This window comes from Mycolicibacterium brisbanense (assembly GCF_001570425.1).
GTDB lineage: Bacteria > Actinomycetota > Actinomycetes > Mycobacteriales > Mycobacteriaceae > Mycobacterium > Mycobacterium brisbanense.
In genome coordinates this window covers 161,427-175,134 of the sequence record NZ_BCSX01000018.1, presented here as the reverse complement: position 1 = coordinate 175,134, position 13,708 = coordinate 161,427, and the positions used below count along the sequence as shown (strand labels likewise).

Here is a 13,708-nt window from a genome sequence, read left to right as displayed (position 1 = left end):
TGGTGATCGGAAGGCTGTTTCGGGCGCCACTCATCGTGGCTCGGCTGTGACGAATTCCTCGACCAGTCACTCATTGCGTGCTTTCTTCTTCCTCGAGACGCAGATACCCATGCGCCGTGCCGGCGCCTGAAAGTAGGTTGCCTGCGCCGACTGAGGCTTTGCTGAGAATGAGTTCGGTGCCGGCCAAGACTTTTGGCGCGGGTCAGACGTGTGATCGTGCGAACCCGGGAATGCGACCGTCACCGCCCAGCGGGCGAAAACAGGACTGCCGCATTCTGTGTCGTGGCCGCAAGCACCGGCTACGCTTCGGAAGTTGTTGTCCTGAACCGAGCGGAGGACTCATGCACGTCGGTCGAGCCGCTGTGGAAGTCCCGCCGTGCGCTCGAACGAGGATCCGATGACAGCAACCGGCGCGGACCTGCGCGCCGCCGAACGCTGGTTTCTGGACCGTGGTCTTCCCTCGGTTCTGACAGCGCGCGGGCGACTGCGGGCGGTATGGCCGCGATCGGCTCCCGCCTTGTCCGGCTTCGCCGTGATTTCAGCATGCTCGATGATCATCTACCTGCTCACCGGCGCGACGGCGCTTGACGTCGACGAGGTCGACATCACCCCGGTTCAATGGGTCGCGCTCACCGTCGTGACGGTTGCGGTGCCCCTTGCTGCCGCCGTCGGCTGGCTGGTCGCCCGGATGACCACGGACCGCAGTCAGTCCGTCGCGTCGGCGACGTCAGTGGTGATTGCCTTGGTCTGCAGCGCTATTCAGCGAGACTGGGTGTCCTTGGGAGTGACGGTCTGCGTCGTCGCCGCGGTGCTCGCGCTCACAGCATCGGGTTTCGGATCGGTCCTGGGTTGGGCGGCCCGGCTCACCATCACGCAGATCGCGGGACTCGGCGAATTGATGGTCGGGTCCTTGCCGGTCGTACTCCTCACCGTGCTGGTGTTTTTCAACACCCACGTGTGGCTGATGGCCGCGACGATCACCCCGGTGCGGATGTGGCTGGCCGTCGGTCTTCTGGTGTTGATCGCCGTCGCGTTCGTGATCTCGCGCCTCGTCGAGCGAGCCAAACCGATCCTGCAATCGGCTTCAGCGTCCGCGCGTCACGCCGATCGTTTGGAAGGGACACCGTTCGACCGGATGCCCGACCCTGACGAACCGTATCCACTCACCCGTGGCGAGCGATTCAACGAGGTTTTCGTTCTCGCCGCCACCCAGATCGCGCAGGTTCTGACGGTCGCGGCAGTCACCTCGGGGATCTTCTTCGTGCTCGGCCTCATCGTGCTGAGTCCCGAGGTCGCCGACAAATGGACTCGCGGCGGCGCGGGTTCGGCCAACATCCTCGGGCTGGTCGTGCCCGTCCCCCAAGCGCTGGCCTACACCACCCTGTTCCTGGGATCACTGACGTTCATGTACGTCAGCGCGCGGGCGGTCACCGATGCCGAATATCGCGCGACCTTCTTCGACCCGCTGATCGACGATCTCAAGCTGACGATGGTGGCGCGCAACAGGTACCGCTACAACACGTCGGCATGACCTTTCTGCCGCCAGGTGCCCGATTGCCGGTGAACCGCAAAGGGGACTGTAGCGTGGCGGCCGTGAACTCCTCTCGTGTGTCCCGTTCCGTCGGGTTTGCGGCCTGTGCTACCTCGATCGCCATCACGCTTGCCGCGTGTGGCTCCGACGCGGGCAGCCCGTCGGCAGGTACGTCGAGCGCACCGGCGACACACATGTCTTCAGCCGCTACTGCGCCGTCTCCGGTCAGCACCACCGCACCCATCGCCAGCACCTGCCCGACGGCAGCGCCGGCTGCGGGCGGCAATCCCCAGTGGACACTGACGGGAGCCACCGGCAGCGTCGGCGTCACGGGTTCCACCGACACCACGGCGCCGGACGTCAAGGTCGGCGCACCGTTCAGTGTGACCGAGACACAGGTGCACACACTGGTTCCCGGCGACGGACCGGTCGTCGCGGACACCGCGACCGTGTCCGTGTGCTACATGGGCGTCAACGGACGCGACGGCAACGTGTTCGACAGCAGCTACCAGCGCGGCGAACCCGTCCAGTTCCCGCTCGACGGAGTGGTGACCGGCTTCAAGAAGGCCATCGCCGGACAGAAGATCGGCTCCACGGTGGCGGTCGCCATGACCCCGGCAGACGGTTATCCCGAAGGTCAGCCGCGCGCCGGCATCGAGAAGGGCGACACGCTGGTATTCGCGATCAAGATCCTCGACGCCACGAGCTGAGCTGCAACAGGGCGCGCCGAATCGCGCGCCCGCCCACGTGGGTCATCGGTTGTGGCGGAACGTCTTCCAGTCGCCGATCGCGTCCAGTCGACGTCGCTGTTGGGCTGCGGCTCCGCTGTCGAGACCATGGTTGCGGTCCTCGAGGTTGCCGATGACGCGTTCGCGGTGCTCGACCGGATTATGGTCGTCGTACTTGAACTTCGCCTCGACGCGCACAACCGACAGCCGGAGGCCACGGATGCCCGGGAGCATGCGCCCGTACGGACCATCGTCGACGGCCACCTCGGCATGCCGGCCCTCGGGCTGGAAGTCCCCGAGCTGAGCAGCCAGAATCGCCACCTTGCCCTCGGCGTCGTCGACCACCGTCGGGCGGCACACGAACTGCACGGAGGTGTAGTAACTGGTGGGCACGCCGTCCTCGTCGGGGCCACCCGCCTTGGCGCGCCAATACGTCGGGATGTACGCGTAATCACCGATCACCACCACCCGGACCTCGCCGGCAGCCTCCAGGTGCGGCCACACCGGATTGGGCCGTGCCAGATGGACCAGCAGCTCATCCCCGGCAGGGGTGAAGTGAGTGGGCACCACCACCGGCGCCTGAGTCGGGTCGATGTTGTTGACCGCCAAAATCCCGAACTGGTCGGTGTGGGCAAGCCACTCCTGCCATTCGGCAGTTTCCAGTGCGGCATCCCATGGGTGGATCAGCATTCGGATTCCTCGGCTTTCAGTAGGCTACCGGACATAAAGCGTTGTTCTACAAGGACATTCGTTCCCAGCCCACGCAGCCGGGCGGCCAGATCCTCGGCGGCGGCGTGCAATTGCGCGTCCGTCATCGCACCGAGCGCGTCGAGGATGAACAGCGCCGACGTGGTGCCCTCCCGAAGCTGGGTGCGGCGGGCCTGACGCCAGTTCCACCGCCGGCATGTCACCCCTGCGTCGTCGCACCACACGACTTCGCCGGGCTCCGGATTCTCGACGACTTCCAGACCGTCGGCCACGGTGTCGAAACTTTCGGCGCCGGTGGCGCGGATCAGCTGCGGCGCCCCCTGGTACCGGGACAGGTCTTCACCGCCCACCGGCACCTGATGCAGCACAGAGATCGCGTTGTAGATATCGGTGAGCCGATTGACCCGCGGCAGACCCGAACCCGCCCGCCGCGTCAGGGCTTCCACGCTGTTGCGGGTGCGCTGCGGTTTCGCCCCGAACGCGCGGTACGCCTCGCGCCAGTCCGCGATGTGCGGAAGCTGATCGACGGGACCTCCGCTGATCGCTTGCGCGGCAAAGGATTCAGCCTCGCGCAGCAGAGCCTCACCGGCTTGGTCGCTGGGCCCGGGCACCAAGCCGTCGACCGCCAGCAGCACAGCACGGTAATCGGGCCGCAAGGCGAAGACGGCATCATCGATTCGCGCGCCGGCAAGGAACGCCGCGAGGGATTCAGCCATGCCGGGCCTCCGAAGACGCAGACGCTGGGCCCAGTCCAGGTTCGAACACGGCCAACGAGAACCGTGCCGCGTCCGCGTGGGGATTGGCATACGCGTGGTCGACATCGCCGGGAAAGGCGATGGCATCGCCCGTTTCCAGTGCGATCACCTCATCGGCCACCTCGACCGTGATCGCGCCCTCCAGCACGTGGACGAGTTCCTTGGTACCGGCGGCGTGCGCCTCGCTGGCGTGCCGGTCGCCCGGCCCCAGCGACCAGTCCCACAACTCCATGACATCCGGAGGGTTCGTGCCTGCGACCAACACACCGCGCCCGCCTGCCGCGCCACTCCACAGCTCCGCGCCCTCACCGCTGCGAACCACCTTGACCGCCTTCGGTTCCGGTGACTCCACCAGCGCCGGAAGCCCCACACCGAGAGCGTCACTGAGCCGCAGCAGCGTTCCCACACTGGGATTGACGGCACCCTGCTCGACGCTGACCACCATGCGGCGACTGACCGACGCGACCTCGGCGAGATGATCCAAGGTCCAGCCGCGCGCCTGACGCTCCTGCTTGACGCGCGCACCGATCGCGGTCGCGAGTTTGGCTACCGAATCCACGTAGTGCACCATAGCGCACTAGTGGTGCATGAAGCCACACTGAAGGCCGTGCAGGGATGGTACCCGGGAGGGTCCTCGTCGCGACGACCCGTGGACGGATCGCAAAGCCTTGGTGCACAACGGATTACCGAGCAGGACGGTGATCACGATCCGCCAACCAGGTGATCGGGCCGACCGCGAAATCAGCCGGATCGCGGCCGGCCGGGCCGTGGCGGGAATCGTCGGGACGCCGGAGCTTTCTCCGACTTCCAGAACCCCTCCACGGCGCCGCTGCCCGGCGGCGAAGACTGACGAAGACCCAGGAACACCAGGAGAATTCGGCAACGTGCCCGGTAGCGGGCCCGCTATACTCCTGCTGCGCCGCAGCTCGATATCGGTGCCACAACCGGGAAGGATCGCCCTGCCATGCCAATGACTTCTTCGATCGCGCGACGGGCGACACTGCCGATGGCCGGCGTAGCTGCCGCGCTCATGGCCTGCCTGCTCATGCCGGCGACCGCGGGTGCCGAGCCCGTCGACGCACCCAACTGCACGGCCGCAGACCTGGCCGGTGTCTCTGCGGGTGTCGCGGCATCGGTTTCGGCATATCTGTTCACTCACCCGGACGTCAACGACTTCTACACCGGCCTGCGCGGCCAGCCCCGTGACCAGATGGCGGCTGCGGTGCGCACCTACTTCGACGGCAATCCGCAGGCCCATACGGATCTGCTCGGTATCCGCCAACCCCTCGTCGACTTCCGCAACCGCTGCGGCATGTCGGAACCCGACCAGCCGCTGCTGGGGCAGTGATGTCGAGATCATCGACCCCGTCACGGTCACGCCGATCCTGGCTCGCGGCGGCGTTGGCGACAGCCGCCATTCCGGGTGCGATGGTGTTCATCACGCCCGCGGGTAGCGCCGCGGCCGACGTGTGCGTCGGTGCGGGCCGCCGGATCAACGTCAGCGGCTGCGCGAACATCGCCGACGCCGTCGCGCCGTATGTCCCACCGCCGGCCTACTACGCGCCACTACCCGAAGACGTTCCGCCGCCGCCTCCCCCGCCACCGCCTGCCATCAGCGGCTGCATCGGCTACAACGGCCGGTGGGTCAGCGCGAACGGCTGCCGATAGTCGGCTCGGTCACCACCGCATACTCCGAAAGGTCCTGGCATCGCGTCGAGCAGTTGACCGTGCGCGCCGCGTCACAGGTTCGCTGACAGGCACGATCACTAGGATGCCTAACGACTGGATCCCAACCGGGGTCCGAATTCGTGAATCGGAGAATGGCAAATGGTGAGTGCAGTGCGGGCTTCGATGCTGCTCGCTTCGGTGGCGACAGCGCTGACAGCACTGCTGTGCGCACCAGCGGGGGTGTCGCACGCGGACGACCCAGGCCTGCCTCCGGTGTCGTTGACCGGTACCTCAGGTGCGCCGCTGCAGCCAGGCGCCACCTACGGCGTCGGGATGGTCGTGGTTGCGCACTTTGCCGGGCCCGTCGACGACCGCGGCGCTGCCGAGCGCCAGCTTGCGGTGACCACCGATCCGCCGGTAGCCGGGGCGTGGCACTGGGTCGATGACCACACCGCGCACTGGCGCCCGCCGCAGTACTACGCCCCCGGCACCCTGGTCACCGTCGGCCAGGACGCGCCGTTGACGTTCACCATCGGGGCGTCACACATATCGATCGCCGACGATGCGACCAAGCAGGTCAGCGTCTACGACGGTGGCACGCTGGTGCGCACCATGCCTACGTCCATGGGACGCGGCGGCACCGAGAAGGTCGGCGACAAGACGCTGAGCTTCTGGACACAGCCCGGTGTGTACACCGTCATGGACAAGAGCAACCCGGTGGTGATGGATTCATCCACCTACGGACTACCGATCAACTCACACCTCGGGTACAAGGAGTCGATCAACTACGCCGTGCGCATCAGCTCGGATGGGGTGTACCTGCATGAGCTCGAAGCCACGGTCTGGGCGCAGGGAAAGACCGACACCAGCCACGGCTGCCTGAACCTCAACCACGACAACGCCGCCTGGTTCTACAACTTCTCGGTCCCCGGCGATGTCGTCGAGGTCAAGAACACCGGCGGAAAACCCTTGCAGCTCTGGCAGAACGGTGACTGGAGCGTGCCCTGGGACCAATGGGCCTGAGCGCGCCGCTCGCCTGACGGCGCGAAGGCCCCGGTAAGACAAGCGGTTTCGGCGCGGCCGCCCGATCGCGGCCGCGCCGAAACAGTGTCAGATCAGCCCTGGGCGAGAGCCGCGTAGAGCGAACGCTTGGCGTCGGTGACGGCGGCCAGGATCGTGTCCCGCGCCTCCTCCAACTTCTCCCTCTGCTCGTCCGTGCCGGTCCACATGATCGTGCGGGCCAGACCGGCGACCTCGAAGAACTCCTTGCGCAGCTTGAGGACACCGGCGAACTTCGACGCCTGCGCCAGGAACGCATGCGCGGTATCGCTGTTGATGCCTCGCCAGGCCAGGATGTTCTCGCCGAACTCGGTCAGCGTTGCGACACCCTCGTCGACGGTCACCACGCCACGCCCTGCCAACAGGCCGATACCCACCTCCGCCGCCCCCTCTGGCGGCGTGAATGCGCCGTCAGTCGCCTCGGTAACCCGGCGGGTGATCTCTGCGGCGTCGGCCGGACCGTCCAGCAATAAGGCCGCGGTGGCCGCCGCCGCGAACTGGCCGCGACCGAACCCGTGGCCGCCGAAACCCGGGCCACCCCATCTCGGGCCCCCGGACCCGCCGCCGAAGCCGTGCCCACCGAAGCCTCCCCCGAAGGGACCGAAACCCGCTGCGCCGAACCCGAATCCACCGGGGAATCCACCGTGAAACATGCCTGCCTCCCTCTCGTGAGGTCTTCAACTGTGTGTTTGAACGCTGCATCGCGTCAATATCACGATATATCGCTAACTTGTCGAGGTGGTCTACCTAATCCAAACTCTCAGCAAAAAATCAGGCGCGCCGAAAAGCAGTTGTCAGCGCGAGAAGCCAACCCCTACGGTCGGGCTATGCCCGCACACGTACTGACGACTCTGGCGACGAGCGGCGGCATCGCAGCGGGTGACCGACACCCCACCGCCGGCGGCTACCGCTCCTGCCGCAGCAGCACATCCACCGAATATGGCGCCGAAAATCCTTCAGCCCGCGCATATTTCGTTGACGCAACCAACCACCCGGGGACCGCGACGGCGCTCGATGGCCGACGGCTGTGCGGATGATGACGGACTTCTTCAACGCGAACCGCGCCAACTGGGATGATCGTGCCGGGCTGCACGCTGCCCGGGACGGTTCCGGATACCGCGTCCAGCAGTTCATCGACGACCGGTCAGCGATCTCGCACGTCGTACGGTTCGACCTCCCGCGGCTCGGCGACATCCGCGGTGTCCGAACCGTACATCTGCAGTGCCACATCGGGACCGACACGCTCTCGCTGGCCCGGCTCGGTGCCGCGGTGACGGGCCTGGACTTCTCCGGCCGCTCGGTCGAGGAGGCCCGACGACTCGTGGCCGAGACCGGCGACACCGTGGATTTCGTTCAAGCCGACGTCCGCGAGGCCACGTCCGTGCTGCCCGCCGGGGGCTTCGGTCTGGTCTACACGGGCGTGGGCGCCCTGTGCTGGCTGCCCGACGTCGGCCAATGGGCAGACGTCGTGGCAGCACTGCTCGCTCCGGGAGGCGTCGTCCACATCCGCGAGGGTCACCCGATCCTGTGGGCGATGGACGAAACCCTCGACGACGACTTGCATCTGAGGTTTCCGTATTTCGAGCGCGAGACCCCCTTGGAATGGGATGACGCGTCGACCTACGTCCCGACCAGCACGCCACTGCAGGCAACCAAGACCTACGAGTGGAATCACTCCATCGGCGAGATCATCACCGGCGTGCTCGATGCGGGTCTGCGGCTGGAGATGTTCGTCGAGCACGACAGCGTGCCGTGGGAGGCACTCCCGGGCCAGATGACATTGCGCCCCAACGGCGAGTGGGCACTGACGACGCGGTCGGGCGTGGCACCGCTGAGCTACACCCTGCGGGCCCGCAAGCCAATCGGTTAGGTGCCGGCTCAGCCAAAGGGGTTGAGCAGCAGCGTGCACAACCGCGGCAGACGGCCGATGGGAATCCAGGCCACCATCGAACGACACGTCCCCGACGCCATGCCGACCGGTCCACCGCAGACCGGCCACGCGCCGAGTCCCTGTGTCTGCAGGACGTTGCGGGCAACCCGGATCTGCTCGGCACGAGGGGCGTCGGCGGGCGAACCCGTGCCGCCGTTGGCCGCCCACGTGGCCGGAGTGAACTGCAGCCCGCCATAGAAGCCGTTACCGGTGTCGGCGGCCCAGTTCCCGCCCGATTCGCATTGGGCCATCGCGTCCCAGTTGGGTTCAGCGTCGGCGGCCGGGACTTGCAGAGCTGTTTGCGCCACGGCCATCGCACCGATGATCGCGAGCACCGTGACGATCTTTCGCACGAGCATGTCGATCCCTTCATTGGGCCGTGCGCCGAGGCGCACCCCTTCAAAGGCAAGGGCGAGACGCTTTCCCCACCCCCATCGTGATACAGAGTTTACCCACGGGGCGTGAGTTAATCAGGCGTGCTAGAGAGTCTAATTGTCTTCTTTGAGTTTATTTAATAGTTATGTGCCAAATGGGGCAAATGAGGCTCCATTCATCGCATAGATGCAGGTCAGAAGCCTGCAGATTGTCGATGCGGACACCAGTACCACTGGCGCCATTCACACAATTGGACTGAATTACTGTGACAAATGGTGGCTTTGATACAAGTCGGATCAAAGTTGCTGCAGTGGTAAAAATGAAGATTGTTACTGCTGTGATATATGAGGTGCCTGTGATTATTGAGGTCTAACGGATGGGCACGTCAGACACCGAACCAGCGGTGCGATACGCGGCTGCGCGAGGCACGTACCGCGCCGCGGGTCAGGCAAGCGAACACGGGCGTATCACTGATTGGCGACGCCGGCGCTACGCCGAGCAGGCGACCGTGGGCCGCCCAGTGAGTTCAGGTGTACGGAGAACCGTCAGGACGCCGGCGGGGCGGTCACCGGCTCGCCGGGCGCAGGCGGTTGACCGCCCGGTGAGTTGTTGAACTGGTATCCCGGTGGCGGCGGACCGTTCAGCGGGTAATAGCCGGGCGGCAGCGCGGGCCCAGCGGGCGCACTACCCGGGGCAGGCGCGGTCACCGGGGTCTCGGAGCCTGGCGCATTGATGGATACGTATCCGGGCGGCAGTTTCGGTGCGGGACCTGCACCGGGCGGGGGCGCGACGCCGCCGGCCACGTCGGGATCCTGGAAGGCGTAAGGATCGCGGGCCTGGTGCCACAGATCGCGCAGCGAGCCGATCGGCCCCGAACCGTACTGGCCGGAGCCGTACACCGGATTCGCGATCTCAGGGACCTGGGGCGGACCAACCGGCGGCGCAGCAGGCGGACCAGCGGGGCCGTCGTTCGACACGACAATCTGGCCGGGGGCCGCGACAGCCGGATCTGACGGACCAGGTGCCGGTGTCGGCGCGGCCGGATCAGCGAACGCCGGGATGGCGGGGGCCAGGACGGCACCGACCGCGGCCACGCCTGCGATCGCGAACTTCACAGTGCTGGTGGCGAGCGTGGAACGGCGCTGGGTCATCGATCCGGCGGTCCTCTCTGTTGCCCCGTGGGAATCGGTTGCGGCCCCGGAGTTCATGACGAACGAGCCGAGGGTAGAGGCATCGTCGCACACATCGGCTCGGCGCACCTATCTCACGTCGAATGTTCCTGCCTGCCGCTGGCGCAGAGTCGCCGCCTGCAGCGTGAGGTGATTGCGCTCGGCGAGATTCTGCGCGTGCGTCGCGGCCTCGGCGTAAAGCCTTGCCGCCGTGGCGAGATCGCCGGATCGTTCGTGCAGGTAGGCGGCGGCCGCGGAGTACCTCGGCAACGTCGGATCGAGCTGCGCCAGCGCCGCGAGCCCGGCGCGCGGTCCATCGGCCTCGCCGACGGCGACCGCGCGGTTGAGTCTGGCGATCGGGCTGTCGGTGAGCCGCACGAGTTCGTCGTACCACTCGACGATCTGCACCCAGTCGGTTTCCTCGACGGTCTGCGCGTCGGCATGCAGCGCCGCGATGGCCGCTTGCGCCTGGTACTCCCCCAGTCGGTCACGCGCCAGTGCAGCTTGCAGCACCGCGACCCCTTCGGCGATGAGGTCGCGATCCCACAGATCGCGGTCCTGCTCAGCCAACGGCACGAGGCTGCCGTCCGGACGAGTTCTGGCCGTGCGTCGTGCGTGGTGGAGCAAGAACAGCGCGAGCAGTCCGGCGACCTCGGGATCGTCCGTCGCCGCCGCCAGCTGACGGGCGAGCCGGATGGCTTCCACGGCGAGATCGACGTCGCCGCTGTAGCCCTCGTTGAAGACGAGGTACAGCACCCGCAACACGGTGTGTACATCGCCGGGACGGTCGAACCGCACGGCACCCACCGTCCGCTTCGCGCGGCTGATCCGCTGAGCCATCGTCGCTTCGGGCACGAAGTAGGCCTGGGCGATCTGACGGGTGGTCAGGCCACCGACCGCCCGCAGTGTCAGCGCGACGGCTGAGGACGGCGTCAGACTGGGGTGCGCGCACAGGAAATAGAGCTGCAGCGTGTCGTCCGTCGATGCGACCGCTCCGGGCGGCGGCTCGGCCCACAGCCGCTCCTCGCGGTTGCGGCGCGCGGTGTCGGACCTGACCAGATCGAGAAACCGGTGCCACGCCGTGGTGATCAACCAGCCCTTGGGATCGTCGGGCGGGTTGTTCGCCCATGTCTCAACGGCTTTGACGAGCGCCTCCTGGACCGCGTCCTCGGCTGTGGCGAAGTCGGCGCCGCGATGGACGAGCGCCGCGAGCACACCGGGAATCAGATCCCGCAGCTGCGCATCGTCCATCGCGTGATCCGGCATCTACTCGGTGACGGTCGGCGTGTGGGTCAAAAACGGCCGCAATTCCAGCCATTCGTGGATCGGCGCGCCGCCGGCGCCTGGCGCTGCGGACAATTCGCCTGCCAGCTCCACCGCCCGGTCATAGGAGTCGACGTCAATGATCATCCAGCCCGCGATCAAATCCTTGGTCTCGGCGAACGGGCCGTCGGTGACCGGTGGCTTGCCCTGACCGCCGTACTGCACCCAGACGCCCTCGGGGGCGAGGGCCTGGCTGTCGACGTATTCGCCACTTTCCTGCAGGCGAGCCGCGAAATCGTTCATGTACCCGATGTGCGCCTCGATCTCGGCGGGCGTCCACTGATCCATCGGCACGTCGTTGACCGCGGCCGGCGCGCCGCGATAGTGCTTGAGCAGCAGGTACTTGGCCATGACATCCTCCGATTCTGGTCCGCTCGGTGAGCGACCCTAGTTGGTTGTTCATTCCTGGGACGGAGCCGCGACGACGTTCTCGACATCTTTCGTCGCACTTTTTCAGGTCTTCTCCAAGACGACGCGGCCGACAGCGGATCGCTTAGATTGGTTAAGCTTCAAGTGTCCGACGTCAGTCACAACCGCCGAGGTACGCAAACATGATCCTCACCAGCAAGAGCGCGCTGGCGGCCGTCGCGGTCGCAGGCGCGATCGCCGGCTCAGCAGTCGGTCTGAGCGCCGCCACCGCGAGCGCCGATCCGGCCGTGCCGCCGCCATCGCTCGAGGCACCGGCCTCGGCGCCGCGCAAGCCGGCGCAGACGTGGCAGGGCCAGCCGGTCGTGTGGTGGGACTGGGGTTCGGGCGGCCACTGGGGCGTCTGGATCAACGACGGGTTCATCCCGCTCACCTGACCCGGGTGATCTGCGGCGCGGTCAGACCCGACACTGCAGTCGGGTCCGACAGCGCCGCTGCGCGAGATCAATTCGGCGGCGGATCCTCGCCGTCGGCGGCCCCCTCGACACGGGGCTGCGGGGCGCGCTTCGGTTTCAGTGCGAAGTTCCGCTGACGTCGCGCGTTGCGCCCCGACGGTGGCGTGACGGCCGGGCGTAGCCGCGCGACGCGGCCAACGACCCGCCGCAGGCCCGGGGGGCCTTCGATCCGGAAGAAATCACGAATCCGCCCGGTGCCGTGCCGCAGCGGTGACCCGAACAGCTCACCCATCACCACACCGGCACCCAGCGCCAGCGCTGTGGCTCCAGCAGCCACCATCTGCGCGACGCCGTCGGTGAACCGGTCTTCGACGGCGAAGAAGAAGACCGCCCGGAACACCGCCAAGCCAGGCAGCATCGGCATGATGCCTGCCGTCGAGGTCACCAGCGCCGGTGCGCGCCGGCGGACCGACACCAGCGTCGCAAACAGGCCGACGCCGATGGCCGCGATACCCGTCGCCACCAGTTGACCGAACCCGGCCAGACCCAAACCGATCAGCACCAGCTCTGCCAGCCCCGCCGCGAGCCCGGCGGGTGCGGCCGAGCGCAGCGGCGCGTAGCTCGCGATCGTGAAGCAGACGCTGGCCAGCGCCGCGCCGACGACCGCCAGCAGGATCGGCAGTGGCCGGTCAGGGGGAACGAACGTCTGCGTCGAATCCACATGCAGCCGGATCTCGATGCCGGCGACTGTGACGACCTGCAGGCCGGCAATGATGCCGACGACAATGCCTGCGGTGAGGAAAAGCGCCTCGCTCAGCCGGGCAACCGCAGTGATCATGTGACCGGTGAGCGCGTCCTGCGTCGCACCGACCAGCGTCAATCCCGACAGCAGCATGACGATTCCGGTGGCCACCAGCGCGGTGAGCCCCTCGCCGGTAAGCAGGTACGCCCCGATCGCCACCAGGGTCGCCACCGCGGCGCCGACCACGTTCTGGAAGAAGAACGGCGTTCCCATCCGGTTGAGGACGCGTCCGAGCCGATCGATGGCGGCGGCGGTCAGCGCTGCGAGCAGACACGTGAACCAAGTGCCGCCGAGGAGCATCGCGACGCCGAGAGCAAAACCGGCCCACCCCGCTGTCGCCAGCCACCGCGGGTAGGGATGGGGGCGCTCGGTCAACCGGTCCATGGCCTCGTGGGCGTGATCCAGCGTGACCTCGCCGGAGGTGATCTGCTGGACGAGTCGGTCCAGGTCTGCCATCCGGGTGTAATCGGTGGCACGAGTCCGGACCGATCGAACGATTGTCACCGGCGCAGCGTCGACGGTCGGCGGAGCCGACACGAAGATGGTGGTGAACGCGATGTCGACGACGCAATCCGTGAGCTGGTACGCCTGTGCCACATCCTTGGCCGTGGCCACCACGTCGGCGGTGCCCGACCCCGACGACAGCATCACTTCGGCGAGCCGGATGGTGAGATCGAGGATCTTTCGGGTGTGCACTTCCCCGATCTCACTGGAAGTCCGACTGCGTTGGCCTGCAAGGGGTGCCGGGTCACGGCGTCCGGGTAGCGCAATCCACGCCCCGCTGCGGAAGCGGGGCAGGCCGCCTGATCGATCTCGTGCCATCACCCAAAACGATACTG

Annotated in this window: 15 protein-coding genes and 1 pseudogene; 7 read left to right on the top strand and 9 right to left on the bottom strand. The window is 67.0% G+C overall.

The genetic code is table 11. From position 1 onward, the window contains the following. Positions 1–397 precede the first annotated feature (397 nt). Together RMCB_RS07445 and RMCB_RS07440 are read left to right on the top strand one after the other, a co-directional pair. Entirely contained in the window at positions 398–1,531 is a 1,134-nt protein-coding gene (locus RMCB_RS07445; RefSeq protein WP_062828342.1) for a hypothetical protein, read from the top strand. A gap of 62 nt (positions 1,532–1,593) precedes the next feature. Then, positions 1,594–2,241, top strand: coding sequence for an FKBP-type peptidyl-prolyl cis-trans isomerase (locus RMCB_RS07440; protein WP_201028247.1), 648 nt, complete (start codon positions 1,594–1,596; stop codon positions 2,239–2,241). A gap of 42 nt (positions 2,242–2,283) precedes the next feature. On the opposite strand, the gene RMCB_RS07435 is transcribed toward RMCB_RS07440, so the two are convergent. The 3 genes from RMCB_RS07435 to RMCB_RS07425 are packed head-to-tail and all read right to left on the bottom strand — an operon-like array spanning position 2,284 to position 4,281. Continuing rightward, complete coding sequence (locus RMCB_RS07435) at positions 2,284–2,949, bottom strand: FMN-binding negative transcriptional regulator (RefSeq protein WP_062828253.1); 666 nt, start codon at positions 2,947–2,949, stop codon at positions 2,284–2,286. Beyond that, the gene (locus tag RMCB_RS07430; protein WP_062828252.1) at positions 2,943–3,683 is read right to left on the bottom strand and encodes a B3/B4 domain-containing protein; all 741 of its coding nucleotides are present in this window, start codon (positions 3,681–3,683) and stop codon (positions 2,943–2,945) included. The genes RMCB_RS07435 and RMCB_RS07430 overlap by 7 nt, the downstream gene beginning before the upstream one ends. Next, positions 3,676–4,281: a helix-turn-helix domain-containing protein gene (locus tag RMCB_RS07425; RefSeq protein WP_201028246.1), complete on the bottom strand. Its 606-nt coding sequence runs from the start codon at positions 4,279–4,281 to the stop codon at positions 3,676–3,678. The genes RMCB_RS07430 and RMCB_RS07425 overlap by 8 nt, the downstream gene beginning before the upstream one ends. 447 nt (positions 4,282–4,728) lie before the next feature. Between RMCB_RS07425 and RMCB_RS07420 the strand changes: the two genes are divergently transcribed. From RMCB_RS07420 to RMCB_RS07410, 3 genes and pseudogenes are all read left to right on the top strand, one after another. Then, positions 4,729–5,070 carry a heme-binding protein gene (locus RMCB_RS07420; protein ID WP_234792041.1) on the top strand — a complete coding sequence of 114 codons (342 nt, stop codon included), beginning with the start codon at positions 4,729–4,731 and terminating at the stop codon, positions 5,068–5,070. Then, on the top strand, positions 5,070–5,390 hold the full coding sequence (locus RMCB_RS07415; RefSeq protein ID WP_062828249.1) for a hypothetical protein: 321 nt from the start codon (positions 5,070–5,072) through the stop codon (positions 5,388–5,390). The genes RMCB_RS07420 and RMCB_RS07415 overlap by 1 nt, the downstream gene beginning before the upstream one ends. Positions 5,391–5,663: 273 nt before the next feature. Beyond that, a pseudogene (locus RMCB_RS07410) lies at positions 5,664–6,413 on the top strand (L,D-transpeptidase); the annotation flags it as partial. A 92-nt stretch (positions 6,414–6,505) separates the two neighbouring features. Here the strand turns inward: RMCB_RS07410 and RMCB_RS07405 are convergent. Next, positions 6,506–7,102 carry a hypothetical protein gene (locus RMCB_RS07405; RefSeq protein WP_062828248.1) on the bottom strand — a complete coding sequence of 199 codons (597 nt, stop codon included), beginning with the start codon at positions 7,100–7,102 and terminating at the stop codon, positions 6,506–6,508. A 380-nt stretch (positions 7,103–7,482) separates the two neighbouring features. Here RMCB_RS07405 and RMCB_RS07400 point away from each other — a divergent pair, with 380 nt between their 5' ends. Further along, on the top strand, positions 7,483–8,319 hold the full coding sequence (locus RMCB_RS07400; RefSeq protein WP_201028245.1) for a class I SAM-dependent methyltransferase: 837 nt from the start codon (positions 7,483–7,485) through the stop codon (positions 8,317–8,319). Between the two features lie 8 nt (positions 8,320–8,327). Here RMCB_RS07400 and RMCB_RS07395 read toward each other — a convergent pair whose 3' ends face one another. From RMCB_RS07395 to RMCB_RS07380, 4 genes are all read right to left on the bottom strand, one after another. Then, entirely contained in the window at positions 8,328–8,738 is a 411-nt protein-coding gene (locus RMCB_RS07395) for a transglycosylase family protein (protein WP_029373375.1), read from the bottom strand. A 561-nt stretch (positions 8,739–9,299) separates the two neighbouring features. Next, positions 9,300–9,905: a hypothetical protein gene (locus tag RMCB_RS07390; RefSeq protein ID WP_062828340.1), complete on the bottom strand. Its 606-nt coding sequence runs from the start codon at positions 9,903–9,905 to the stop codon at positions 9,300–9,302. Between the two features lie 108 nt (positions 9,906–10,013). Next, a complete protein-coding gene (locus RMCB_RS07385; RefSeq protein ID WP_201028244.1) occupies positions 10,014–11,174 on the bottom strand; it encodes an RNA polymerase sigma factor in 1,161 nt (386 codons plus the stop codon). 15 nt (positions 11,175–11,189) lie between these two features. After that, positions 11,190–11,597: a YciI family protein gene (locus tag RMCB_RS07380; protein ID WP_029373372.1), complete on the bottom strand. Its 408-nt coding sequence runs from the start codon at positions 11,595–11,597 to the stop codon at positions 11,190–11,192. Between the two features lie 200 nt (positions 11,598–11,797). On the opposite strand from RMCB_RS07380, the gene RMCB_RS07375 reads away from it, so the two are divergent. Further along, entirely contained in the window at positions 11,798–12,049 is a 252-nt protein-coding gene (locus RMCB_RS07375) for a hypothetical protein (RefSeq protein WP_062828247.1), read from the top strand. A gap of 67 nt (positions 12,050–12,116) precedes the next feature. Here the strand turns inward: RMCB_RS07375 and RMCB_RS07370 are convergent, their stop codons facing one another. Further along, on the bottom strand, positions 12,117–13,691 hold the full coding sequence (locus RMCB_RS07370) for a threonine/serine exporter family protein (protein ID WP_062828246.1): 1,575 nt from the start codon (positions 13,689–13,691) through the stop codon (positions 12,117–12,119). Between the last annotated feature and the right edge of the window lie 17 nt (positions 13,692–13,708).